Origin of the sequence: Ollibium composti (assembly GCF_004801285.1) — a bacterium.
GTDB lineage: Bacteria > Pseudomonadota > Alphaproteobacteria > Rhizobiales > Rhizobiaceae > Mesorhizobium > Mesorhizobium composti.
In genome coordinates this window covers 17,748-39,203 of the sequence record NZ_SSNY01000016.1, presented here as the reverse complement: position 1 = coordinate 39,203, position 21,456 = coordinate 17,748, and the positions used below count along the sequence as shown (strand labels likewise).

Annotated in this window: 27 protein-coding genes; 9 read left to right on the top strand and 18 right to left on the bottom strand. The window is 65.7% G+C overall.

The features are described from left to right. Positions 1-101: 101 nt before the first annotated feature. Both E6C48_RS20800 and grxD read right to left on the bottom strand, forming a co-directional pair. Positions 102-1,376 (bottom strand): multidrug effflux MFS transporter, encoded by a 1,275-nt coding sequence (locus E6C48_RS20800; protein ID WP_136360108.1) that lies wholly within the window; start codon positions 1,374-1,376, stop codon positions 102-104. 117 nt (positions 1,377-1,493) lie between these two features. Next, positions 1,494-1,829 (bottom strand): Grx4 family monothiol glutaredoxin, encoded by a 336-nt coding sequence (gene grxD, locus E6C48_RS20795; protein WP_136360107.1) that lies wholly within the window; start codon positions 1,827-1,829, stop codon positions 1,494-1,496. Positions 1,830-2,020: 191 nt separating this feature from the next. Between grxD and E6C48_RS20790 the strand changes: the two genes are divergently transcribed. After that, positions 2,021-2,812, top strand: coding sequence for a phosphodiester glycosidase family protein (locus E6C48_RS20790; protein WP_230978893.1), 792 nt, complete (start codon positions 2,021-2,023; stop codon positions 2,810-2,812). Positions 2,813-2,969: 157 nt separating this feature from the next. Here the strand turns inward: E6C48_RS20790 and E6C48_RS20785 are convergent, their stop codons facing one another. The 3 genes from E6C48_RS20785 to E6C48_RS20775 form a co-directional block, all read right to left on the bottom strand. Further along, positions 2,970-3,203, bottom strand: a complete 234-nt coding sequence (locus tag E6C48_RS20785) for a BolA/IbaG family iron-sulfur metabolism protein (protein WP_136360105.1) — start codon at positions 3,201-3,203, stop codon at positions 2,970-2,972. Between the two features lie 14 nt (positions 3,204-3,217). After that, positions 3,218-5,443 carry a phosphoribosylformylglycinamidine synthase subunit PurL gene (purL, locus tag E6C48_RS20780; RefSeq protein ID WP_136360104.1) on the bottom strand — a complete coding sequence of 742 codons (2,226 nt, stop codon included), beginning with the start codon at positions 5,441-5,443 and terminating at the stop codon, positions 3,218-3,220. A 113-nt stretch (positions 5,444-5,556) separates the two neighbouring features. Next, the gene (locus E6C48_RS20775) at positions 5,557-6,969 is read right to left on the bottom strand and encodes an aminotransferase-like domain-containing protein (RefSeq protein ID WP_136360103.1); all 1,413 of its coding nucleotides are present in this window, start codon (positions 6,967-6,969) and stop codon (positions 5,557-5,559) included. An 84-nt stretch (positions 6,970-7,053) separates the two neighbouring features. On the opposite strand from E6C48_RS20775, the gene E6C48_RS20770 reads away from it, so the two are divergent. Continuing rightward, positions 7,054-7,293 carry a DUF1127 domain-containing protein gene (locus tag E6C48_RS20770; RefSeq protein WP_136360102.1) on the top strand — a complete coding sequence of 80 codons (240 nt, stop codon included), beginning with the start codon at positions 7,054-7,056 and terminating at the stop codon, positions 7,291-7,293. Between the two features lie 16 nt (positions 7,294-7,309). Here the strand turns inward: E6C48_RS20770 and E6C48_RS20765 are convergent, their stop codons facing one another. The 6 genes from E6C48_RS20765 to E6C48_RS22665 form a co-directional block, all read right to left on the bottom strand. Beyond that, positions 7,310-7,726 (bottom strand): hypothetical protein, encoded by a 417-nt coding sequence (locus E6C48_RS20765; protein ID WP_136360101.1) that lies wholly within the window; start codon positions 7,724-7,726, stop codon positions 7,310-7,312. Positions 7,727-7,806: 80 nt separating this feature from the next. Further along, complete coding sequence (gene purQ / locus E6C48_RS20760; RefSeq protein WP_136360100.1) at positions 7,807-8,475, bottom strand: phosphoribosylformylglycinamidine synthase subunit PurQ; 669 nt, start codon at positions 8,473-8,475, stop codon at positions 7,807-7,809. Further along, positions 8,472-8,732, bottom strand: coding sequence for a hypothetical protein (locus tag E6C48_RS20755; protein ID WP_136360099.1), 261 nt, complete (start codon positions 8,730-8,732; stop codon positions 8,472-8,474). The genes purQ and E6C48_RS20755 overlap by 4 nt, the downstream gene beginning before the upstream one ends. A 19-nt stretch (positions 8,733-8,751) precedes the next feature. Next, on the bottom strand, positions 8,752-8,994 hold the full coding sequence (gene purS, locus E6C48_RS20750; RefSeq protein ID WP_136360098.1) for a phosphoribosylformylglycinamidine synthase subunit PurS: 243 nt from the start codon (positions 8,992-8,994) through the stop codon (positions 8,752-8,754). Between the two features lie 11 nt (positions 8,995-9,005). Continuing rightward, on the bottom strand, positions 9,006-9,797 hold the full coding sequence (purC, locus tag E6C48_RS20745) for a phosphoribosylaminoimidazolesuccinocarboxamide synthase (RefSeq protein ID WP_136360097.1): 792 nt from the start codon (positions 9,795-9,797) through the stop codon (positions 9,006-9,008). Between the two features lie 113 nt (positions 9,798-9,910). Continuing rightward, positions 9,911-10,075 (bottom strand): hypothetical protein, encoded by a 165-nt coding sequence (locus tag E6C48_RS22665; protein ID WP_168734607.1) that lies wholly within the window; start codon positions 10,073-10,075, stop codon positions 9,911-9,913. Between E6C48_RS22665 and E6C48_RS20740 the strand changes: the two genes are divergently transcribed. After that, positions 10,065-10,388, top strand: a complete 324-nt coding sequence (locus tag E6C48_RS20740) for a DUF1476 domain-containing protein (RefSeq protein ID WP_136360096.1) — start codon at positions 10,065-10,067, stop codon at positions 10,386-10,388. The two genes, E6C48_RS22665 and E6C48_RS20740, sit on opposite strands and share 11 nt — an antisense overlap. Before the next feature lie 108 nt (positions 10,389-10,496). Beyond that, on the top strand, positions 10,497-11,270 hold the full coding sequence (locus E6C48_RS20735) for an HpcH/HpaI aldolase family protein (RefSeq protein ID WP_136360095.1): 774 nt from the start codon (positions 10,497-10,499) through the stop codon (positions 11,268-11,270). A 100-nt stretch (positions 11,271-11,370) separates the two neighbouring features. Here E6C48_RS20735 and E6C48_RS20730 read toward each other — a convergent pair whose 3' ends face one another. Next, positions 11,371-11,919: an RBBP9/YdeN family alpha/beta hydrolase gene (locus tag E6C48_RS20730; RefSeq protein ID WP_136360156.1), complete on the bottom strand. Its 549-nt coding sequence runs from the start codon at positions 11,917-11,919 to the stop codon at positions 11,371-11,373. Positions 11,920-12,118: 199 nt separating this feature from the next. Here E6C48_RS20730 and E6C48_RS20725 point away from each other — a divergent pair, with 199 nt between their 5' ends. Next, the gene (locus E6C48_RS20725) at positions 12,119-12,946 is read left to right on the top strand and encodes a VOC family protein (protein ID WP_136360094.1); all 828 of its coding nucleotides are present in this window, start codon (positions 12,119-12,121) and stop codon (positions 12,944-12,946) included. Between the two features lie 15 nt (positions 12,947-12,961). Here E6C48_RS20725 and E6C48_RS20720 read toward each other — a convergent pair whose 3' ends face one another. The 4 genes from E6C48_RS20720 to E6C48_RS20705 all read right to left on the bottom strand — a co-directional run bounded on the left by E6C48_RS20720 (position 12,962) and on the right by E6C48_RS20705 (position 15,863). Next, a complete protein-coding gene (locus tag E6C48_RS20720) occupies positions 12,962-13,150 on the bottom strand; it encodes a hypothetical protein (RefSeq protein WP_136360093.1) in 189 nt (62 codons plus the stop codon). A 74-nt stretch (positions 13,151-13,224) separates the two neighbouring features. Continuing rightward, positions 13,225-14,532, bottom strand: coding sequence for an adenylosuccinate lyase (gene purB, locus E6C48_RS20715; RefSeq protein ID WP_136360092.1), 1,308 nt, complete (start codon positions 14,530-14,532; stop codon positions 13,225-13,227). Between the two features lie 60 nt (positions 14,533-14,592). Continuing rightward, the gene (locus tag E6C48_RS20710; RefSeq protein WP_330998652.1) at positions 14,593-15,096 is read right to left on the bottom strand and encodes a hypothetical protein; all 504 of its coding nucleotides are present in this window, start codon (positions 15,094-15,096) and stop codon (positions 14,593-14,595) included. A gap of 35 nt (positions 15,097-15,131) precedes the next feature. Beyond that, entirely contained in the window at positions 15,132-15,863 is a 732-nt protein-coding gene (locus tag E6C48_RS20705) for a DUF2259 domain-containing protein (protein ID WP_136360091.1), read from the bottom strand. Positions 15,864-15,988: 125 nt separating this feature from the next. Here E6C48_RS20705 and E6C48_RS20700 point away from each other — a divergent pair, with 125 nt between their 5' ends. After that, on the top strand, positions 15,989-16,240 hold the full coding sequence (locus E6C48_RS20700) for a DUF2171 domain-containing protein (protein ID WP_136360090.1): 252 nt from the start codon (positions 15,989-15,991) through the stop codon (positions 16,238-16,240). Positions 16,241-16,261: 21 nt separating this feature from the next. Here the strand turns inward: E6C48_RS20700 and E6C48_RS20695 are convergent, their stop codons facing one another. Together E6C48_RS20695 and E6C48_RS20690 are read right to left on the bottom strand one after the other, a co-directional pair. Next, complete coding sequence (locus E6C48_RS20695) at positions 16,262-17,263, bottom strand: P1 family peptidase (protein WP_136360089.1); 1,002 nt, start codon at positions 17,261-17,263, stop codon at positions 16,262-16,264. After that, a complete protein-coding gene (locus E6C48_RS20690; RefSeq protein ID WP_136360088.1) occupies positions 17,263-18,339 on the bottom strand; it encodes a branched-chain amino acid ABC transporter substrate-binding protein in 1,077 nt (358 codons plus the stop codon). Before E6C48_RS20690 ends, E6C48_RS20695 begins: the two co-directional genes overlap by 1 nt. Positions 18,340-18,540: 201 nt before the next feature. Here E6C48_RS20690 and E6C48_RS20685 point away from each other — a divergent pair, with 201 nt between their 5' ends. The 3 genes from E6C48_RS20685 to E6C48_RS20675 all read left to right on the top strand — a co-directional run bounded on the left by E6C48_RS20685 (position 18,541) and on the right by E6C48_RS20675 (position 21,393). Further along, on the top strand, positions 18,541-19,035 hold the full coding sequence (locus E6C48_RS20685) for a flavin reductase (RefSeq protein WP_136360087.1): 495 nt from the start codon (positions 18,541-18,543) through the stop codon (positions 19,033-19,035). 29 nt (positions 19,036-19,064) lie between these two features. Further along, positions 19,065-19,994, top strand: a complete 930-nt coding sequence (locus E6C48_RS20680; protein WP_136360086.1) for an AAA family ATPase — start codon at positions 19,065-19,067, stop codon at positions 19,992-19,994. 121 nt (positions 19,995-20,115) lie between these two features. Beyond that, positions 20,116-21,393 (top strand): vWA domain-containing protein, encoded by a 1,278-nt coding sequence (locus E6C48_RS20675; protein ID WP_230978892.1) that lies wholly within the window; start codon positions 20,116-20,118, stop codon positions 21,391-21,393. The last annotated feature ends 63 nt before the right edge of the window (positions 21,394-21,456 follow it).

Sequence of the window (21,456 nt, the reverse complement as noted above, 5' to 3'; positions counted from 1 at the left end):
ACATCATGCTTCAAAAACAAAGGGCTAGAGTGAAATGCCGGTTCAGGGAAACGGCATTTCGCTCTAAGGAGCCGGACCTGACCTGACCGCGCGCCGGCTTTCTATTCGCTGAAGCCGCCGGGCGTGACCGGGGGATTGTGCGCCTGGAACAGCTTGCCGCGTTCGGCCACCAGCACGGCAGCCAGCGCCGCCGCCGTGACCAGGCAGAAGCTGGCTGCCAGCGGCATCACGGTGCCGTCATAGGCCTGGCCGATGGCAGTGCCGAATACCCCGCCGACGAAGGTCTGCATGAAGCCGAGCACCGACGAGGCCGTGCCGGCGATCGCACCCAGCGGCTCCATGGCCAGGGCGTTGAAGTTGGAGCCCAGCATGGCGAAGGGAACCATCGCACAGCAGTAGATGATGATGAACAGCCACAACGGGATCGGCCCGGCCAGCGAAAGCGCCAGCCAGATCAGGCTGATGGTGAGGAACGCCAGCAGCGCGCTGTGCGAGAGCCGGCGCATGCCGATGCGCCCGACCAGTCGCGAATTGGCGAAGTTGGACACAGCGATCACGCCCGCCATGCCGGCGAAGATCAGCGGAAACAGTTCGCCTACCCCGTAGAGCCCGACATAGATCTGCTGCGAGGAGGTGATGAAGCCGAACATCGCCGCGAAGATGAACGTGCTGGCCAGCGTGTAGCAGAGCGCGACACGGTTCGTCAGCACGATGGCGAAGCCCTTGAGGACGGCATCGAGGGTGAACGGGCGACGGTATTCGGGATGGAGGGTTTCGGGCAGGCGCAGCCACATCCAGCCCAGCACGGCCAATGCGCCCGCCGCCATGACCACGAAGATGAAATGCCAGCTGGCGAACAGCATGACGAACTGGCCGACGCTGGGCGCGACGATGGGCACCGCCATGAACACCATGAAGATCAGCGACATGACTTCCGCCATGCGCCGGCCCTCGAAGGTGTCGCGTACGATGGAAACGGCGATCACGCGTGTCGCTGCCGCGCCGACGCCCTGCACCAGGCGGCAGGCCAGGAGAAGCGCGAAGGTCGGCGCAACCGCCGCAGCAGCGGCGGCCACGATGTAGACGATCAGCCCGGCGACCAGCGGCGGGCGTCGGCCGAAGCGGTCCGACAGCGGGCCGAAGAACAGTTGCGCCACGCCGAAGCCGAAGATGTAGGCGGGGATGACGTATTGCCTGTGGTTCTCGTTCTCGACGCCGAGCGAGGCGCCGATCTCCTGCAGGCCCGGCAGCATGACGTCGACGGCGAGCGCATTGATCGCCATCAGCGCCGCGCACAGCGCGATGAACTCCCAGCGCGGAATGCGCAGCGCGCCTCGCAGCGTCTCTGGGTGCGGCGCCGGCTTCTGCTGGTCCATGGCAAATCCAGTCCCTAAATGAAAATGCGTCGGCAGGCCGACGCATTGGCTCTTGTCGGTCCCGAAAACCGGGACCGGCGGGGTTTGCCGGGTTAGGGGGCGTGCCCGGCTGTGCGCTCAGGCCGTGCTCTTGGCACTGACGCCCTTTTCCTGGAGGAAGGCCTGCAATTCGCCGGCCTGGAACATTTCGCGGATGATGTCGCAGCCGCCGACGAACTCGCCCTTCACGTAAAGCTGGGGGATGGTCGGCCAGTTGGAATAGTCCTTGATGCCCTGGCGCAACTCGTTCGAGGTCAGCACGTTGATGCCTTTGTAGTCGACGCCGACATAGTCGAGAATCTGGACGACCTGGCCGGAGAAACCGCACTGCGGGAAGCCGGGCGTGCCCTTCATGAAGAGCACCACGTCGTTGCCCTTAACTTCGCTGTCGATGTAGTCGTTGATGCCGGTCATGGAGAATCCTTTCGCCTGCGCAAGCAAGGCCATAACATGACAGTCAAATAGCCCCGCAGTCGACCCGAAACAAGCCATTTGCCGGGATGCCTTTGAAATGGCGCAAACAATGACGTGAATTGGACCAGCATCATGCGACTTGTCTCGCGCATCGGACGAACGACCTTGACGGCATGCGCATGAGGCCACGAGTGGTCCTTGCGATCGTGGTTGGCCTGCTCGCCGTCGCGGCGACGGCCTTCTTCGTCCGGCCGCGTCCGGCCCCGAAGCCGCCGCTGGTGGTCGGCGAACTGCCGCCGTTCTGCCACGACCTGAGCTTCGAGGGGGTCGTCCATGCGGTGTGCGAAGTCGATCCGAAGGGCTACGCGGTTTTCGTCGCCCGCGCCGATGCGCGTGGCAAGCCCTATGGCTCGATCCAGGCGTTCGACAAGGCGGTTGCCGCGAAGGGAGCGCCGGTGCAACTCGCCATGAACGCCGGCATGTATCACGAGGGGCTCGGGCCGGTCGGCCTGTTCGTCGAGGCCGGCCGGCAGGAAACGCCGCTCAATCAGGCGGACGGGGAGGGGAATTTCTTCCTCGAGCCGAACGGCGTATTTTTCGTGCGCAAGGACGGCAGCGCCGGCGTGATGGAAACAGCCGCCTATGAGGCCGCGCATCCCGAGGGCGACCCTGACATCGCCTACGCCACGCAATCCGGGCCGATGCTGGTGATCGACGGCAAGATCCACCCGCGCTTCGAGCCGGACGGCACCTCACGTTTCATTCGCAACGGGGCGGGTGTGCGCGGCGACGGCACCGTGGTACTGGCCATCTCGCGCCAGCCGGTCAGCCTCGGCTCCTTCGCGCGGCTGTTCAAGGATGAGCTTGCCTGCCCGAACGCCCTGTTCCTCGACGGCGCGATTTCGACCCTGTCAGACGGCGACCGCATCCTGGTCGGCGGCAAGGATCCAGTCGGACCGATATTGGCGGTCAGGAAGAGGTAAACACTTCTTCCTTCTCCCCGTTCACGGGGAGAAGGTGGCCCGAAGGGCCGGATGAGGGGCGGAGCCGGCTTGCCGAGGTTGGCGCTGCCCCTCACCCTGCTTCGCTCGCAAGCTCGCTTCGCTTCCCTCTCCCCGTAAACGGGGCGAGGGCAAGGCGCTACTCCGGCACGCTGGTCTGCAAGGCCAGCGCGTGCAGCACACCGCCCATATTGCCTTTCAGCGCGTCGTAGACCATCTGGTGCTGCTGCACGCGGCTTTTGCCGCGAAAGCTCTCGGCCACTACTTCGGCGGCATAGTGGTCGCCGTCGCCGGCGAGGTCGCGGATCGTCACCCGTGCGTCCGGGATGCCCTGCTTGATGAGCCGTTCGATGTCGTGGGCGTCCATGGCCATGGTGCTGTCCTCGTTCAGGTCCCCATGAAGCGAGGAAACCAGGATTCGTGCGCGGTGGTCAATTCAGCCACAGATATGGCACGCGCCTCGCCGAGTTTCAAATCGCGCCCGCCGGTGGAGCCGATCCACGGTGCGAAGATGCCGAGCGCCTTGGCTTCGTTCCAGATGTCGTCGATCTCGTCCTGATGCGGGTCGAGGGCGAGCGTGACGAGATAGCGCCCCTGATCCTCGCCGAACCAGACCGGGACAGGATCGAGATCGACAAGGCCGGGGACGGTCGCGCCGATGCCGGATGCCATCGCCATCTCGGCCAGCGCGACGGCCAGTCCGCCGTCGGAAACGTCGTGGCAGGCGGTGACGACGCCCGAGGCGATCAACTTGCGCACGAAATCGCCGACCTTTTTCTCATGGGCCAGATCGACCGGCGGCGGCGGGCCTTCGGCGCGGCCGTGGATGTCGCGCAGATAGACGGACTGGCCGAGATGCGTGCCCCATTCTGCCGGTGCGCCGACGAGCAGGATCGGCTGGTTTTCGGCGGCGAAGCCGATGCGGGCCATCTTGCCCCAGTCGGCGAGCAGGCCGACGCCGCCGATGGTGGGGGTGGGCAGGATTCCTTGCCCGTTCGTTTCGTTGTAGAGCGAGACGTTGCCCGACACGATCGGGAAGTCGAGCGCCCGGCAGGCCTCGCCGATGCCTTCGATAGCCTTGACGAACTGGCCCATGTTCTCGGGCCGTTCGGGGTTGCCGAAATTGAGGTTGTCGGTGGCCGCCAAGGGCAAGGCGCCTGTCGCCGTCAGGTTGCGCCAGCATTCGGCCACCGCCTGTTTGCCGCCTTCGTAAGGATCGGCCTCGCAGTAGCGCGGTGTCACGTCGGAGGAAAAGGCCAGCGCCTTGGTGGCGTGGCCGTCGACGCGCACCACGCCGGCATCGCCGCCCGGCCGTTGCAGCGAATTGCCCTGGATGAGGGTGTCGTACTGTTCCCAAACCCAGCGGCGCGAGGAAAGGTCGTGGCTGGAAAGCAGCTTCAGCAGGGCGTCCGCCACGTCCGCATGCGGCACGTCGCCGGCCTTCAGCGCTGCCGGCTTCTTCGGCTCGACCCATGGCCGGTCGTATTCCGGCGCCTGGTCGCCGAGGTCCTTGATCGGCAGGTCGGCGACTTCTTCGCCTTGATGCAGGACGCGGAAGCGCAGGTCGTCCGTGGTGCGGCCGACGATGGCGAAGTCCAGCCCCCATTTGGTGAAGATCGCCTCGGCTTCCTTTTCCTTTTCCGGGCGCAGCACCATGAGCATGCGCTCCTGGCTCTCCGACAGCATCATCTCGTAGGCGGACATGCGCTCTTCGCGCACCGGTACCCTGTCGAGGTCGAGTTCGATGCCGAGGTCGCCCTTCGCGCCCATCTCCACCGCCGAGCAGGTCAGCCCCGCAGCGCCCATGTCCTGAATGGCGATGACGGCGCCCGAGGCCATCAGTTCGAGGCAGGCTTCCAGCAGGCACTTTTCGGTAAAGGGGTCGCCCACCTGTACGGTCGGGCGCTTTTCCTCGATCGAATCGTCGAATTCCGCCGAAGCCATGGTGGCGCCGCCGACGCCGTCGCGGCCGGTCTTGGCGCCGAGATAGACGACCGGCAAGCCGACGCCTTCCGCCTTGGAATAGAAGATGGCGTCGGTCTTCGCGATGCCCGCGGCGAAGGCGTTGACGAGAATGTTGCCGTTGTAGCGGGCGTCGAAATTCACTTCGCCGCCGACCGTCGGCACGCCGAAGGAATTGCCGTAGCCGCCGACGCCGGACACCACGCCGGCAACCAGATGCCGGGTCTTGGGATGGCCCGGATCGCCGAAACGCAGTGCGTTCATCGCCGCCACGGGCCGCGCGCCCATGGTGAAGACGTCGCGCAGGATGCCGCCGACGCCGGTCGCTGCCCCCTGGTAGGGTTCGATGTAGGAGGGGTGGTTGTGGCTCTCCATCTTGAAGATGACGGCCTCGCCGTCGCCGATGTCGACCACGCCGGCGTTCTCGCCCGGCCCCTGAATTACGACCTCGCCCTTGGTCGGCAGCGTGCGCAGCCATTTCTTCGAGGACTTGTAGGAACAATGCTCGTTCCACATGGCCGAGAAGATGCCGAGTTCGGTGAAGCTCGGTTCGCGGCCGATCAGGTCGAGGATGCGCTGGTATTCGTCTGGCTTCAGCCCGTGCGCGGCAATCAGTTCGGGCGTGATCGTGACGGTGTTGGAAGTGGTCATCGGTGGCGGCGGCTCCGAAAGCGCGTGTCGAGGTCGCTATAGCCGATGCGCCGCGATCTTACACCCCATGAAAGCCGGGGAATCGGCCGAAAATCACAGGCGCGGCGGTTCCGTCAGCCGAAGCTCTCGTAGCCGGCGCGGCCTTCGTCGAGCAGGCGGCGGATCACGCCGATGCCGGCTTCGACCTGCTCGCGCCGGTGCGGCTGCGAGATGCCGAAGCGGATGCGGTGGAAGACCTTTTCCGAGCGGCCGGCTTTGAACTCGTCCTCGTCGTCGATGAGCACGCCGTTCTGCCGGGCCGCGTTCTTGAACGTGCCGGAAAGCCAGGGCTCGGGCAGTGTCAGCCAGACGAAGGGAACCCGCGCGTGGCTGTTGAACCTGAAGCCGGCGAGCCTGTCGCGCACCATCGCCGTGCGCGCCTCGATCTCGGCGAGGATCTGCGTGCGGATTTCGGCGGCGCGGCCTGACAGCACCAGCCGGGAGCACAGTTCCGCCGACAGGAAGGGCAGACCGCCGGTCAGCATCTTGTGGGCGACGCGGATGCGGTGCCGGTAGGCGGGCGGGCACGACAGCCAGCCGCCGCGCACGCCCGCCGCCACCGACTTCGATAGGCCGCCGGCGACGATGGTGCGTTCGGGCGCATATTCGGCCAGAAGCGGCGTCGTATCGCCTGTCATCGCGCCGTAGAGATCGTCCTCGATCAGAAGCACGTTGTGCTCGCGCGCGATGTGGGCGATCTCCTGCCGCCGCGCGGCCGAAAGCGTGGCGAGCGTCGGGTTCTGCATCGTCGGCATCAGGAAGATCATCTTCGGATGCTTCTGCGCGCAGACATGCGCGAAATCCTCGGGGTCGAGGCCTTCGCCGTCGGCCGCGACCAGCGCTACCCGGCGACCGATCAGTCCGGCGCTGCGGGCGATCTGCGAATAGGTCAGGTGCTCGAAGGCGATGGTGTCGCCGGGTGCGGTCAGCGCCGAGATAGCGGAAATGACGCCGGCATGGGTGCCGAGCGTCGGCACGATCGTATCCGGGGCAGGGCGGAAATCGTTGCGCGCCAGCCAGCGGCTGCCGGCCTCGAACCAGCGTTCGGGGAAGTCGCGCGTATAGCTGGAAATCTCGGAAGGATGGTCGGCTGCGATGCGTGCCAGCAGTTCACCGACGGCGACGCCCTGGCCGATGTCCGGCGCGGCCGTGCTGTCGAAGCGCAGCTTGTCGGGTGGCGCCTCGAAACCGCGCGTGCCTTCATAGGACAGGGGCGCCGTCTCGATGTCGGGCTGAGCGTCGTCGTGCCGCTTCAGGACATAGGTGCCGCGGCCGACCTCGCCGCTGACCAGCCCTCGCTCGCGCAGCAACTGGTAGGCGCGCCCTACCGTGCCGACCGTCGCGCCGATGTCATAGGCGAGGTCGCGCTGCGGCGGCAGCTTGAAGCCGGCCGGCATCGTGCCCCGGTCGATGCCGGATTCGATGCGATCCGCGAGCCGCTGGTAGAGCGGGCCGGGACCGGAAAGGTCGGAAAACCAATTTGTCATGGTGACAATTTTCTACATTGCACCGTTTTGAAAGTCAATTCATAGAGATTGCATCCCGATAGCATGATCCGTTCAGGTGCAATCATGAAGACAATCGATACAATCATCACGGATTCTGATGGTTTGCGGTTCCTGCCGCCGCGCGCCTCTTTCGTCAGGCGCATCACGGTTGTCATTCGTTCGCTCTACACTTGGCTCGACTACCTGGCGGATCGCCGGCGCAGCCGCCTGGCGCTGCTCGAAATGACCGACGAACAGCTCAAGGACATCGGCATTTCCCGCGCCGACGCCTATCGCGAGGGTATTCGCCCTCCCTGGGAATGATTGATCGCGGCGCGCTTCAGGCGGCAGTGCCGCAGTCGCTGGAGCCGGTCTGCCAGCGGGCGATGTCGGCGCCGATGCGGCTGCCGAGCGCGCCGTCCATCAGCGGGCCATAAACGTCGACGCGGCTGGAATTGCCGCTCGCCTGCACCACCAGCAGCGGCTTGCCGCCATAGTGCTTGGCCGGCACCAGCAGGAAGCGCGGCGTGCCGCCGAAATTGTTCAGTTCGTTGGCCATCTGGTAGGGCTTGAAGGCCGGGTCCTTCGAGGCGATCCAGCATTTGTGCGCGGCGATCGCCACCTGCTCCATGGCTTTGAGCGACGCGCTCTTGCCGCCGCCGCCGGACGCGCCGTTGTAGGACTTGGACTGGCAGGCGCCCAGCGCGAGGCCGGACAGGGCGATGAGGGCGCAGGTGGCGGCAAAGCGGATCGTCATGCTCTCATCCGTCGATTCGGGTTCAGCTTGCAGCAGGATTTCAGACTTTTCCGCGCCGCGCCAGCGGCTCGGAAGCGGTGTCAGGCCGCCAGCCCCAGCGCGCCCTCGAACAGCGCGCGCCCGTCGCTGCCGCCGTGTGCCGCCTCGATCAGGTTTTCCGGGTGCGGCATCAGGCCGAGCACGTTGCCCTTGGCCGAGACGATGCCGGCGATGTCGTTGACCGAGCCGTTCGGGTTGGTCCCCTCGGCATAGCGGAACACCACCTGGCCTTCACCCTCGATGCGCGCCAGCGTTTCCTCGTCGGCGAAATAGTTGCCGTCGTGATGCGCCACAGGACAGCGGATGACCTGATGCTGCCGGTAGCCGCGGGTGAACGCCGTGTTGGCGTTGGCGACCTGAAGCTTCACTTCACGGCAGACGAATTTCAGCGAGGCGTTGCGCATCAACGCGCCGGGCAGCAGGCCGGCCTCGACGAGGATCTGGAAGCCGTTGCACACGCCGACGACCATGACGCCCTTGGCCGCCTTCTCCGCCACCGCGCGCATGACCGGCGAGCGCGCCGCGATCGCCCCGCAGCGCAGGTAGTCGCCGAAGGAGAAACCGCCGGGAATGGCGATCAGGTCGACGTCGGGGATTTCCGTGTCGGTCTGCCACACGGTCGCGGGTGCGGCGCCGGAAATCTTGGTCAGCGCCGCGATCATGTCGCGGTCGCGGTTGAGGCCGGGAAGGAGGACGACGGCGGATTTCATTTGGGCGGCTCGTATGGGGTCTGGGATTTCTCGGCCAGTTCGCGCAGGTCGAGGCGATGTTCTATGCGTTCGAGGCGTTCGTCGTGGCGGGCAAGGACGCCGTAGATGTTATGAATATCGTTCTGCATGCCCATCTGGTTGAGCCGCAGCGAAACGATTTCATGTCGGATCTCACCGATGCCGGCATCGATCTTGTCGAGTCTGCCCTGAATGCTTTTGAGGATTTCGTAGATCAGATCGCCATCGACTTCCGCCATCCTACCCTCCGGTACAACCTCAGGTAATGGCTACACTATAGTTCTCAATCACCGTATTCGCCAGCAGCTTGTCGCACATGGCCTTGAGGTCGGCTTCGGCTTGTGCCTTGTCGGCGCCGTCGATCTCGATGTCGAACACCTTGCCTTGCCTGACGGCGCCGACGCCGCCGAAGCCGAGGCCGGTCAGCGCGTGCTCGATCGCCTTGCCCTGCGGGTCGAGGACGCCGGTCTTGAGGGTTACGGTAACGCGGGCCTTGATCACGCGGCGGGTCCTCAGTGCTTGGTGGTCTTGGGGTCGCTGGAGGAGACCAGCACCGGGCCGGTCGGGCGCGGCGGCTCGTTCTCGTTCATGATGCCGAGGCGGCGGGCCACTTCCTGATAGGCTTCGACCAGCCCGCCCATGTCGCGGCGGAAACGGTCCTTGTCGAGCTTGTCCTGCGTGGCGACGTCCCACAGCCGGCAGGAATCCGGGGAAATCTCGTCGGCGACGACGATGCGCATCATGTCGCCCTCGAACAGACGGCCGCATTCGATCTTGAAGTCGACGAGCTGGATGCCGACGCCGAGGAACAGGCCGGAGAGGAAGTCGTTGACGCGGATGGCCAGCGCCATGATGTCGTCGATTTCCTGCGGGCTCGCCCAGCCGAAGGCGGTGATATGCTCTTCCGACACCATCGGGTCGTCGAGCGCGTCGGCCTTGTAATAGAATTCGATGATCGAGCGCGGCAGCACCGTGCCTTCCTCCATGCCGAGGCGCTTGGCCAGCGAGCCGGCGGCGACGTTGCGCACCACCACTTCCAGCGGGATGATCTCGACTTCCTTGATCAACTGCTCGCGCATGTTGAGGCGGCGGATGAAATGGGTCGGGATGCCCATGCGGTTGAGATGGTTGAAGATGTGCTCGGAAATGCGGTTGTTGAGCACGCCCTTGCCGTCCACCACTTCGTGTTTCTTCTTGTTGAAGGCGGTGGCGTCGTCCTTGAAGAACTGGATCAGCGTTCCCGGCTCCGGTCCTTCGTAAAGGATCTTGGCCTTGCCTTCGTAGATGCGGCGGCGTGACTTCATGGGGTGTTTTCTCTGGCTGGAAGGGCAGGCGTCAAGCGACTGGTCCCTTTCTTGCGCGCACGATGCGGCGTGGGAGGTTTCAATCGCGGTCCTACCTCAATCGCAGCCTTTGCTCAATGAGCAATACGGCCAATCAACCGATTTGAAACCGGAATGTCGCGGTGCAGCATGGGAGCTTGCATATTGACCGATCCGCGCCCATTTGGTTTGTGCTCGGCGACGACATATTCACCGGCGATGACTCGCTTTTCCACCGGAGGGAATGCCATGACCAGCATGAAAGACCGCCAGGAAGGCTTCGAGCGCAAGTTCGCGCTCGATGAGGAACAGAAATTCCGGGCAGTGGCCCGCCGCAACAAGGCGCTCGGCCTGTGGGCTGCGGAAAAACTCGGCAAGACCGGCACCGACGCCGACGCCTATGCCAAGGAAGTGGTCAATTCCGATTTCGAGGAAGCCGGCGACCACGACGTTTTCCGCAAGATCCGCAAGGATTTCGACGCCGCCGGCGTCGACCAGTCGGACCACCAGATCCGCCGCACCATGGACGAGTTGATGGCGGCCGCGGCCGAGCAGGTGAAGAACGCCGATTGATCGGACGCTTCTCGTGGACCAATCGACCGCCCGGCTTTCCGGGCGGTTTTTCTTTGCCTTTCGAGGCATTTCCGGCTGAAACTGGATTCAGCCAATGAGGATGGACGGATGTCGCTGAGAACGCGCCTGGAGGCTGACGAAACCCTGATTTCCGCTTGGTCCGGCGTGCCGGACGCGCTGACGGTGGAGATCGTCGCCAGGCAGGGCTTCGACTGCGTCACGCTCGACATGCAGCACGGCGGCCATAACGAGGACAGCGTGCTGCGCTCCATCGCCCCGGTCCTGGCAGCGGACAAGCCGGCGATCGTACGCATCCCGGTCGGCCGCTTCGACATGGCCAGCCGAGCGCTGGATTTCGGCGCCGAGGCGGTCATCGCCCCGATGATCAATTCGGTCGCCGACGCCAAGGCTTTCGCCGAATCGATGAAGTATCCTCCGCTGGGCGGGCGCTCCTGGGGGCCTACCTACGCCTTTCCGCGGCACGGCAAGGGCGATCACGCCGAGTGGCTCGCGACCAGCAACCAGCGCACGCTGGCCTTCGCCATGATCGAGACGCGCGCCGCGCTCGACGCGCTGGACGGCATTTTGGCCACGCCCGGCATCGACGGCATCTTCCTCGGCCCGTCGGACTTCTCCATTGCCTGGACGAAGGGCGCCAAGGTGGATTCGACGCTCGAGGACATGATGGAGACGGTCGGCGCCGTAGCGACCCGGGCGCGCGCGGCCGGCAAGCACTGTGCCATCTACATCATCGACCCGAAGATGGCCGGCCGCGCCGTCAAGATGGGCTATCGGTTGCTGGCCGGATGTTCCGAGCACGCGCTGATCGCGCTCGGCGCCAAGACCCTGATCGGCAACATCAGGGAAGCGATCGGGAAGTAGAGCGGTGAATGGTAAAATAGTAAATGGACAGAATGTGTTAGGTTGACGGGTCGAGGATTCTCAACCCCGACTTCACCATTCACCATTCACCATTCACCATTCACAGCTTGCTCATGAACTGCGCGAAGGTCATCGAGCCTTCCGGCCATGGTCCGTGGCCGGATTCGCTGTTGAGGTGGCCGGCCTCGCCAGCGTCGATGAACAGCGAGCCCCAAGCCGAGGCGATATCCTCGGCGACCTCGAAGGCGCAGTAGGGATCGTTGCGGCTGGCGATGGTGATCGACGGAAAGGGCAGCGGATCGCGCGGGTAGGGCCCGAACGTCATCAGGTGGCGCGGCCTGACCTCGGGATTGGCGACGTCGGGCGGCGCGACGAAGAAGGCGCCGGCTATCTTGTTGCGGAAGTGCGGCAACGCCTGCACGACGCTCGGCACGCCGAGCGAATGCGCCACGATCACCACCGGCTTTTCCGCTTCGTTGACGGCCTTTGCCACTGTCGCCGTCCAGTCTTCGCGCACCGGCTTCGACCACTCCGCCTGCTCGACTCGGCGGGCGGTGGAGAGCTTCGCCTCCCAGCGGCTTTGCCAGTGGTCGGGGCCGGAATTGGTGTAGCCCGGCACGATGAGGATATCTGCGTCCTTGACTTTCATGGCCGGCATGTAGCGAGCCGCACCGTGGCGCGCAACCGCGTCGGTCGATGGAACGTAGTCAAAAATGTGAACACGATGTTCGCATTTATCTATCTTGTGTGAACGATGGCGATGGACGATCTGTAGGGCAAGGAAGCGCCACATCTGGATGCGGCGCACCACACAAGCGCGGCGACGTGCGCCGCCCAAGGAGTTCATGATGAGCGAACTGCCCTTTGCCGCCACCACGCCAATCAGCGTCGCCCGCGTCGGCCTGAAGGCCCGCGAGGCCGACAAGCTGGCCGACTTCTATCGTTCCGTCGTCGGCCTTCAGGAACTGTCGCGCGACGGCGAGACGATCACACTGGGCTCGCCCGGCCGCCCGCTGCTTGTGCTGGAGCGCGATGCCGCCGCCAAGCCGGACGATCCGCGTGCCGCCGGTCTTTTCCATACCGCCTTCCTTTTGCCCAGCCGCGCCGACCTAGGCCGCTGGATCAACCATGCCATCGCCGATCGTATCCAGATCGACGGCGCCTCCGACCACATCGTTTCCGAGGCGCTCTACCTGACCGATCCGGAAGGCAACGGCATCGAGATCTATGCCGACCGGCCGCATGAAGGCTGGGCGTGGGAAAACGGCATGGTCAAGATGGCGACCGCGCGCATGGATATTCCCGGCGTTGTCGGCTCGGTGCCGGAAGGCGACGCCCCCTGGCAGGGTATGCCGGAAAACACTGTCGTCGGCCATGTCCACCTGCGCGTCGGCGACCCGCGAGCCGCCGAAAGCTTCTGGAACGAGGCGTATGGCTTCGACACGGTGGCGCGCTACGGCACGCAGGCGGCCTTCATGTCGTCGGGCGGCTACCACCACCACATCGCCGGCAACACCTGGCAGAGCCCCGGCGCCGGTCGCCGCGATCCGTCCCGCAGCGGCTTGTCGTGGGTCGAGTTGCGGTCTTCGCAGGCGTCGGCGGCAAGCGAGAAGCAGGACCCATGGGGCACGCTCATCCGGCTGGTGCCGGACAAGGCCGTGGCGACGGCTGCCTGAGAGCGGCCGTGCCGTCTATTTCCCGACGATGATCGTGCGCGTGTCGTCATGGCTGGCGACAGCGCTGCTGGAATAGTCCTGATAGACGAGGAAGGCGCCAAACAGCAGCGCCGCCGCCACGAAGCCGCGCAGGAACCAGCCGATATGGCCGTGCCAGCCGGAAGGCTCCTGCGTATGGATCGGCACTTCTTCAGGTTCGGGCATTCGCACCGTCTTCGGCATGGGCGCTCCAGCGAAAATTCGCCATTAAACGCCGATGCGAAGCTGGCGGTTCCGCCTCAAGCTTCTCCGAACACCCGCCTGAAGATCGTATCCACATGCTTGGTGTGGTAGCCAAGGTCGAATTTCTCGCGGATTTCGGCCTCGGGCAGCGCTGCGGTGACGTCCTTGTCGGCCAGCAGTTCTTCCAGGAAGTCCTTGCCCTGTTCCCACACCTTCATGGCGTTGCGCTGGACGAGCCGGTAGGCGTCCTCGCGCGACACGCCGGTCTGCGTCAGCGCCAGAAGCACGCGCTGCGAGTGAACAAGCCCGCGGAAGCGATTCAAATTCTTCAGCATATTGTCCGGATAGACCAGCAGCTTGTCGACGACGCTGGTGAGCCGCACAAGCGCGAAATCCAGCGTCACCGTCGCGTCCGGGCCGATCATGCGCTCGACCGACGAGTGCGAGATATCGCGCTCGTGCCATAGCGCGACGTTCTCCATCGCCGGCATGGCGTAGGAGCGCACCATGCGGGCAAGGCCGGTCAGGTTCTCGGTCAGTACCGGGTTGCGCTTGTGCGGCATGGCCGACGAGCCCTTCTGGCCGGGCGAGAAATATTCCTCCGCTTCCAGCACCTCGGTGCGCTGCAGATGGCGGATCTCGATGGCCAGCCGCTCGATGGACGAGGCGATGACGCCGAGCGTGGCGAAGAACATGGCGTGGCGGTCGCGCGGGATGACCTGCGTCGAGACCGGCTCCGGCTTCAGGCCGAGCTTTTTCGCTACATGCTCTTCCACATAGGGATCGATATTGGCGAAGGTGCCGATGGCGCCGGAAATGGCGCAGGTGGCGATGTCCTCGCGCGCATGCACCAGCCGCTCGCGGGCGCGGGAAAATTCCGCATAGGCTTCCGCCAGCTTGACGCCGAAGGTGGTCGGCTCGGCATGGATGCCGTGGCTGCGGCCGATGGTGATCGTGTCCTTGTGCTCGAAGGCGCGCCGCTTCAGCGCCGCCAGCAGGCCGTCGATGTCGGCGAGCAGGAGGTCGCTGGCGCGGGTCAATTGCACGGCAAGGCAGGTGTCCAGCACGTCCGACGAGGTCATGCCCTGATGGATGAAACGCGCGTCCGGCCCGACGAATTCGGCCAGATGGGTGAGGAAGGCGATGACGTCGTGCTTGGTGACGCGCTCGATCTCGTCGATGCGCTCGACGTCGAAGGTCGCAGCGCCGCCCTTTTCCCAGATGGTTTTGGCCGCTTCCTTCGGGATGACGCCGAGTTCGGCCAGCGCGTCGCAGGCATGCGCCTCGATCTCAAACCAGATGCGGAAGCGCGTCTCCGGCGACCAGATGGCGACCATTTCCGGCCGGGAATAGCGTGGGATCATCGGGCGGTCCTGCCGTGTGTGGGAATTGTCGCCGCCTCCTAACAGAGCCGGGCGGATTCCTCAACGCGCATGGCGGACAAAGCGCAGGCTCATCAGCGCGCCGACGAACAGGGCGGCGAAGCCGAAGGGGAAATAAAGCCGCAGACCGAGCACTGCGAACTGGTACACCGCGCCCGCTGCCGTATGGACGAACTGGATCGCCCAGAACCGGGTTAGTGTCTCGGCATGCCATTGCGCGTAGTAGCTGCGATAGTACAGCGCGAAGAACAGGGCGGTGAAGCCGATCGTCGCCACCGCCAGCGAGACGAAGGCGGCGGCGAAGGCGGGCTCCGCCCGCGCGCCGATGGCGAGCAGCCGGGCGACATAGAGCGCGACCGGAAAGCCGACCGCTCCGCCGCCTGCGAACAGGACAACGACGGTGCGGATCGACGCCGGCGTTTCCCAACGGTCGATGAGGAGGGCCGCAAGCGCGCTGGCGCCCATGGCGAGCCCCCACAGCAGCGCGCCGGCAAGCGCTACCCGCCAAGGCGGCAGGGCCAGCGCGAAACGGGCGACAAGCCGCACTCCCGGATGCGGTGCGTTTTGGGAGGAAAGGATCGTCACAGGCGGCCGGTCACGGCGATCCAGCGATGGTCTGGGCCCTCGAAGCCGTATTGCCGTACCGAGATCAGGACGGCGTAGGCGCTGAGCTTGTCTTTCGAGAACGTCTGCACGCCGCCGATGCGGTAGCCGTTCGGACAACCACGGCTTTGCGGGATCGTCTTGTCCTCGTGCAGGACTTTCGTGCGGCCGCCGTCGCTGGCATCGATCTTGAGCAGTCGGAAGCCGTTGATCTCGCCCTGGCTGTTGCAGGTCTCCATGCCGGGCAGGTTGTTGAGGGCAATTTCCTCAAGTCGGAATTCCAGCGGCGGGTCGATGGCGGGAAAGACCGGTCGCGGGTTGACGACCATGCGGTGCGGATCGGCCGAAAGTTCGGTGATCGCGTTGAACCCGGCCGTGAAGCCGCGATTGGCTACGAGTTCGTCTTCCTTGACGATCGCTTCGCCCTTGGCGCGCACCTCTTTGCGGGCGTCGGCCATCGAGGCGCTTTCGTCGTCCAGCCGCACCTTGACCGGCGTACCCTTCACGAAGGTGTCGGTCGCCGTATCGATGTAATAGCGGCTGGCATAGGGAAAGCCGGACCCGTCCTGCACGCCGTATTCCTCGAAAGCGAAGACGCCGCCGTCCTTGGAGAAACCGAGGATTTCCAGCTGCGCGGCATCGCCGGCAAGGGCAGGGGCTGCCGATAGCGCGGCCAGCGCGGCGGCGAACAGGGCGGGTCGTATTTCCATGGAATCCCTCGCTTTGCCTTCATGATGGCAGGAGGCGGGCGCCTGTGCACCAGAAATATCGCTGCGGCGAAGCATCCAAACGGCCGGTCGGCCGTTTTGCGTTCCTGCCCAAACGGAGAATCGCCATGAACAGCAATATCCGCGAACATATGGAAGTGATCGGCGCCGACGGCGTGCATATCGGCACCGTCGACAGGATGGAGGGCGACCGCATCAAGCTGACCAAGGCCGATAGCGGCATGGGCTCGCACAAGGGGCATCACCATTACATTCCGGCGAGCCTCGTGGCCGGCGTCGAGGGCGACAGGGTGCGCCTGTCGGCGAACGCCGATGTTGCCGTGGACGAGTTCGAGGAGGAAGAGGGCGACCCTACGTGAGGTCCTGACGCCGAACGGCGGTCAGCCGTGGCGCTGCGACCACGTCGGCGTGAGGTCGCCGGAAGCCGGCGTGGCGGCGAAGACGCCGCGTGCGATGGCCCTCGCCATGGTTGCGCCGGCGGCGGCATAGAGGTCGATCGCTTGGTCGGGCGAGGGGGCGATGCCGCTGGCCCCCGTCGCCAACGCAAAGACGAGGTCGCCGTCCATCGGCGTGTGCGCCGGCCACAGCGCCCGCGCGAAGCCGTCATGCGCCGAAATCGCCAGCCGCTTGGCGGCCGCCTTGGTCAGCACCGCGTCGGTGGCGATGACCGCGATGGTGGTGTTGGCCATCTCCTGGCGGATTTTCAGCCGGATCGCCGTGGCGTCTTCCGGCTGCGCCGCCGGCAGGCCAAGCCCGCCGAACTCCGTGCCGATCTCGAAGGGCGCTGCCCAGAAGTGCCGGCTCGATCCGACCGTTGCCGAACCGACCGCGTTGACGGCGACCAGCGCGCCGAGGGTTATGCCGCTGGCCAACGCCGTCGAGGCCGAGCCGAGGCCGCCTTTCAGGCCGGCCACCAGCGCGCCGGTCCCGGCGCCGGCGCTGCCCAGCGAAAAGTCGGCAGCGGCGGCTTGCACGGCCGCATAGCCGAGTTCGCGATAGGGCGGGTAGCGGCCCCAGTCCTTGTCGCCGCCGTTGATGAGGTCGAACAGGATCGCCGCCGGCACGATGGGGATGTGGTGGCCGCCGACCTCGAAGCCTATGCCCTTTTCCCGCAAGGCCGCCTGCACGCCGGAGGCGGCGTCGAGGCCGAACGCAGACCCACCCGAAAGCACCACGGCGTTGACGGCTTCCACCGTGTTGTGCGGCTCCAGAAGGTCGGTTTCGCGCGTGCCCGGCGCGCCGCCGAGAACCTGCACGGAAGCGACGGCCGTCGTCTCGCACAGAACGGCGGTGACACCGGATTTCAGCCTGGCGTCCTCGGCGTTGCCGACCTTGAGGCCCGCGACGTCGGTGATGAGGTTCTTCGGCCCGGTGCGGAACATTACTGATTTTCCGGTTGCGGCAACGGCACAAAAGCCCCGCCTTCGAAGCGAAAGGCGCGGTAGGGGTTCTGCGTCAGGTCGCCCTTGGCGTCGAAACGGATCGACCCGATGGCGGTGGCGAAATCCTGGCCGCCGAGCACATCGGCCAAGGGGCGTCCGGCAGCCTGCGCCGCCGCCGCCTTGACGATCTGCACGGTGGCATAGACGGGCAGGGCATAGCCTTCCGGGATGACGCCGGCGGCGCTGAAGGCCGCGAGCGTATCACCATCGGCAATATCGGCCCATTCGGGCTCGGCGATCATCAGCGTGCCGTCTACATAGGGCACGTCGGACGGGGCGGCGCGCAGCGCCTCGCCCCCGGCGACGGTGATGCCGGCGTCCAGCTTGGCCGCGTCGCGCCCGAGGATCGCAACGTCGTCGCCGTCGCCGCCGACGAAAACCTGTTCGGCCCCCGCCTTCTTCAGCCGGCCGGCAAGGCCGATCTGGTTGTCCATGTCGGGTCGGTAGGTGTCGATGAAGACGGGTTTCAGCGCCGCCTGCTCGGCCGCGTTGCGCACCGTCTCGGCCAGTTCGCGGCCGTAGATGGTGCCGTCGTCGACGATGGCGAAGGGCTGCGCGCGCCAGAGTCTCGTCAGGATCGTGGCGGCCGCGTTGCGCTCGTCGTCGCCGCGCGGCGCCAGCCGGAACACCGACCAACCGGTCTTTTCGCGCCGGTCGGTGAGGCTTTCGGTGCGTACACCGACGGTGATGACCGGAATGCCGGCGTCCTTGAGGACGGGCAGGGCGGCCTCGATCGATTCCGTGCACAGGAAGCCGACGACGGCGGCAACCTTTTCGGCCGCGAACTGCTTGGCCGCCGCCGCTCCGCCTTCCGCCGTGCAGGCGTCGTCGGCGGTGCTGACCTGCACCCCCAGCGCCCTGGCGACGACAGCGGCGCCGGCCTCGACCTGGCGGCCCAACGGAGCGGAGGGTCCCGACAAGGGCGCTGCCACGCCGATGGCAAGTTCCTGCGCGCCCGCAGGACCGCTCCAGGCGAGAGCGGCAGCGACGGCAAGGCTGGCGGCGATTATGCGCATACCTGTCAGAAAAGATTCCCTTCGCCGGCTGAGGCCGGTTTTCCGCGCCAGTCGTATAGGCCTGCCCCTGGCTTCGCAACTCGCGAAAAGGCCACAAGCCGCCTTAACGCTTCCTTGCAGCCTATGGTGTTCACTCATACATGCGGAATAGGCCATGCCATCCGGGGTCAGCGTGGCGGGAACAGGCGACGGAATTCAATCGTGCTGAAGATGAACGACATAGGGCCTCAGGCCTATCGCGATGCCATGAGCCATTTTGCCGGCCATGTGCACGTCATCACCACCGACGGCCCCGCCGGCCGGCGCGGCACGACCGTGATCGCTGCCTGTTCGGTGTCGGATTCGCCGCCCATGGTGCTGGCCTGCCTCAACCGCGAGAACCCGCGCAACGAGCCTTTCGCCGCCAACGGCCGCTTTGCGCTCAACACGCTGGCCTCGCATCACCACGATCTGGCGGCCGGCTTTTCCGGCCAGACCGGCCTGTCGCCCGAAGAGCGTTTCGCGCTGGCCGAGTGGGACGTCATCTCCACCGGCGCACCGGCGCTGAAGGATGCGCTGGCCGTCTTCGACTGCGAACTGGTCGAGGCCAAGGACATGGCCACGCATCGTGTGCTTTTTGGCAAGGTGACAGGCCTGCGCCTCGGCGATAACCTGCATCCGCTGATCTATCACGACCGCGGCTATCATATCCTGTGACGTGCCCGGCCGCAGGCACGGAGCACAAATTGACTTCACCTGTCCCGCGTCCCTTGCCGGGGACGATCGATGAAACGCTCGACCTGCTGACCGGGGCCGACTACGTCGCCGACCGCGCGCTGGCGACGGTGCTGTTCCTGTCGTTGCGCATGCAGCGGCCGCTGTTCCTCGAAGGCGAGGCCGGCGTCGGCAAGACCGAGATCGCCAAGGTGCTGGCTTCGGCGCTGGGGCGCCGGCTCATCCGCCTGCAATGCTACGAGGGGCTGGACGTCTCGTCGGCCGTCTACGAGTGGAACTACGCCGCCCAGATGATCGAGATCCGCATGGAGGAAGCGGCGGGCAAGGTCGAGCGCTCGGCCATGGAGAAGAACGTCTTTTCCGAAAAATACCTGATCCGTCGCCCGGTGCTCGATGCGCTGACCGGCAAGACCGGTGCCGCGCCCGTCTTCCTCATCGACGAACTCGACCGTACCGACGAGGCGTTCGAGGCGTATCTTTTGGAAATCCTGTCCGATTTCCAGGTCACCGTGCCGGAGCTGGGCACCATCAAGGCGGAAGAGCCGCCCATCGTCATCATCACCACCAACCGGACGCGCGAGATCCACGACGCGCTGAAGCGCCGCTGCCTCTACCACTGGGTGGATTATCCGGACGCTGAGCGCGAACTGGAGATCGTCGGCCGCAAGGTGCCGGGCGCCAACCGGCGGTTGTCGGCCGAAGTTGTGGCCTTCGTGCAGCGGCTGAGGCAGATCGAACTATTCAAGGCGCCGGGCGTCGCCGAGACGATCGACTGGGCCGGTGCGCTGACCGAGCTGGACAAGGTGGCGCTGGACCCCGAGACGGTGTCGGACACCATCGGCGTGTTGTTGAAATACCAGGACGACATCGCCCGCATCGGCCAGGGCGAAGGCAAGCGTATCCTCGACGAGGTGAAGGCCGAACTGGCGGCCGCGGAGTAGGGGCGGTGCGTGCCGGCTTTGCTTGAAAAGACCCCCACCCCTAACCCCTCCCCGCAAGGAGGAGGGGGAGCGGGTATGCGGCAGCTTCCCCTCCTCCTTGCGGGGAGGAGTTAGGGGGGGTATGAAGCCCGCAACGATGGCCGAAAATCCCAAGCAGGCGACCTCCGAAGGCCGCATGGCCGACAACATCGTCTATTTCGCCCGTGCCTTGCGCAAGGCGGGTTTGCGGGTCGGTCCGGCTTCGGTCAAGGACGCCATCGAGGCGGTGCTGGCGGCCGGCATCGGCAGCCGCGACGATTTCTACTGGACGCTGCATTCGGTGCTCGTCTCGCGCCGCGAGGACCACGCCACCTTCGACGAGGCGTTCCGGCTGTTCTGGAAGTCGCGCGAGCTGATCGAGAAGATGCTGGCGATGTTCTCGCCGGTCGCGCCCGACAACCGCGAGAAAGCGAAGCCGCGCGCGGCGGAGCATCGCGTCAGCCGGGCGCTGTTCGAGGGCCACGACAAGAGCCAGCCGCTTAGCGAAGTGCCCGAGATCGAGATCGACGCGCGGTTCACCGTCTCCGGCAACGAGATGCTGCGCGGCAAGGATTTCGCCCAGATGAGCGCCGAGGAGCTGATGGACGCACGCCGCGCCATCACCGAGCTGAAGCTGCCGTTCGACCGCGTGGAGACGCGCCGCTTCCGGCCTGACCGCCAAGGCAGCCGCATCGATCCGCGCGCCATGATGCGGGTGGCGAGCCGCACCGGTGGCGGGCTGATCCTGCCGAAATTCCGCTCCCGGCGCGAAGTGCATCCGCCATTGGTCGTGCTGGCCGACATTTCCGGCTCGATGAGCCAGTACACGCGCATCTTCCTGCATTTCCTGCACGCGCTCAGCGAAAAGCGCCGCCGCGTCCACGCCTTCGTCTTCGGCACGCGGCTGACCAACCTGACGCGCCAGATGCGCCATCGCGACCCCGATCAGGCGCTGGCCGACTGCTCGGCCGCCGTCCAGGACTGGTCCGGCGGCACCCGGATCGGCGAGGCGCTCGGCGAGTTCAACCGGCTGTGGTCGCGCCGCGTGCTCGGGCAGGGTGCCGTCGTGCTGCTCATCACCGACGGGCTGGAGCGCGACGACATCGGCAACCTCGCCGAGGAGATGGAGCGGCTGCACAAATCCTGCCGCCGGCTGATCTGGCTGAATCCGCTGCTGCGGTTCGACGGTTTCGAGGCGCGCGCCAGGGGGGTCAGGGCCATGCTGCCGCATGTCGACGAGTTCCGCCCCGTGCACAATCTCGACGCGCTGGCCGACCTCGTCGCGTCGCTCGACAGCCGCACCGCCGCCCATGTCGATCCGCGCCGCTGGCTGGGGCATCTGGCACAAAAGTCGGGGGTTGCAAGCGGTCGTGTTGCGTAGCCATATATAACGATGCCCCGATGCGAGGGATGCCCGCCATCGAGCATGCAAGGAGGTTCCGTC

Excerpts from the sequence above, each read along its gene's own strand:
- E6C48_RS20800 (WP_136360108.1), bottom strand. The coding sequence starts at position 1,376 with ATGGACCAGCAGAAGCCGGCGCCGCACCCAGAGACGCTGCGAGGCGCG.
- grxD (WP_136360107.1), bottom strand. The coding sequence starts at position 1,829 with ATGACCGGCATCAACGACTACATCGACAGCGAAGTTAAGGGCAACGAC.
- E6C48_RS20785 (WP_136360105.1), bottom strand. The coding sequence starts at position 3,203 with ATGGCCATGGACGCCCACGACATCGAACGGCTCATCAAGCAGGGCATC.
- purL (WP_136360104.1), bottom strand. The coding sequence starts at position 5,443 with ATGACCACTTCCAACACCGTCACGATCACGCCCGAACTGATTGCCGCG.
- E6C48_RS20775 (WP_136360103.1), bottom strand. The coding sequence starts at position 6,969 with ATGACAAATTGGTTTTCCGACCTTTCCGGTCCCGGCCCGCTCTACCAG.
- E6C48_RS20770 (WP_136360102.1), top strand. The coding sequence starts at position 7,054 with ATGAAGACAATCGATACAATCATCACGGATTCTGATGGTTTGCGGTTC.
- E6C48_RS20765 (WP_136360101.1), bottom strand. The coding sequence starts at position 7,726 with ATGACGATCCGCTTTGCCGCCACCTGCGCCCTCATCGCCCTGTCCGGC.
- purQ (WP_136360100.1), bottom strand. The coding sequence starts at position 8,475 with ATGAAATCCGCCGTCGTCCTCCTTCCCGGCCTCAACCGCGACCGCGAC.
- E6C48_RS20755 (WP_136360099.1), bottom strand. The coding sequence starts at position 8,732 with ATGGCGGAAGTCGATGGCGATCTGATCTACGAAATCCTCAAAAGCATT.
- purC (WP_136360097.1), bottom strand. The coding sequence starts at position 9,797 with ATGAAGTCACGCCGCCGCATCTACGAAGGCAAGGCCAAGATCCTTTAC.
- E6C48_RS20740 (WP_136360096.1), top strand. The coding sequence starts at position 10,065 with ATGACCAGCATGAAAGACCGCCAGGAAGGCTTCGAGCGCAAGTTCGCG.
- E6C48_RS22665 (WP_168734607.1), bottom strand. The coding sequence starts at position 10,075 with ATGCTGGTCATGGCATTCCCTCCGGTGGAAAAGCGAGTCATCGCCGGT.
- E6C48_RS20735 (WP_136360095.1), top strand. The coding sequence starts at position 10,497 with ATGTCGCTGAGAACGCGCCTGGAGGCTGACGAAACCCTGATTTCCGCT.
- E6C48_RS20730 (WP_136360156.1), bottom strand. The coding sequence starts at position 11,919 with ATGAAAGTCAAGGACGCAGATATCCTCATCGTGCCGGGCTACACCAAT.
- E6C48_RS20725 (WP_136360094.1), top strand. The coding sequence starts at position 12,119 with ATGAGCGAACTGCCCTTTGCCGCCACCACGCCAATCAGCGTCGCCCGC.
- E6C48_RS20720 (WP_136360093.1), bottom strand. The coding sequence starts at position 13,150 with ATGCCCGAACCTGAAGAAGTGCCGATCCATACGCAGGAGCCTTCCGGC.
- purB (WP_136360092.1), bottom strand. The coding sequence starts at position 14,532 with ATGATCCCACGCTATTCCCGGCCGGAAATGGTCGCCATCTGGTCGCCG.
- E6C48_RS20705 (WP_136360091.1), bottom strand. The coding sequence starts at position 15,863 with ATGGAAATACGACCCGCCCTGTTCGCCGCCGCGCTGGCCGCGCTATCG.
- E6C48_RS20700 (WP_136360090.1), top strand. The coding sequence starts at position 15,989 with ATGAACAGCAATATCCGCGAACATATGGAAGTGATCGGCGCCGACGGC.
- E6C48_RS20695 (WP_136360089.1), bottom strand. The coding sequence starts at position 17,263 with ATGTTCCGCACCGGGCCGAAGAACCTCATCACCGACGTCGCGGGCCTC.
- E6C48_RS20690 (WP_136360088.1), bottom strand. The coding sequence starts at position 18,339 with ATGCGCATAATCGCCGCCAGCCTTGCCGTCGCTGCCGCTCTCGCCTGG.
- E6C48_RS20675 (WP_230978892.1), top strand. The coding sequence starts at position 20,116 with ATGAAGCCCGCAACGATGGCCGAAAATCCCAAGCAGGCGACCTCCGAA.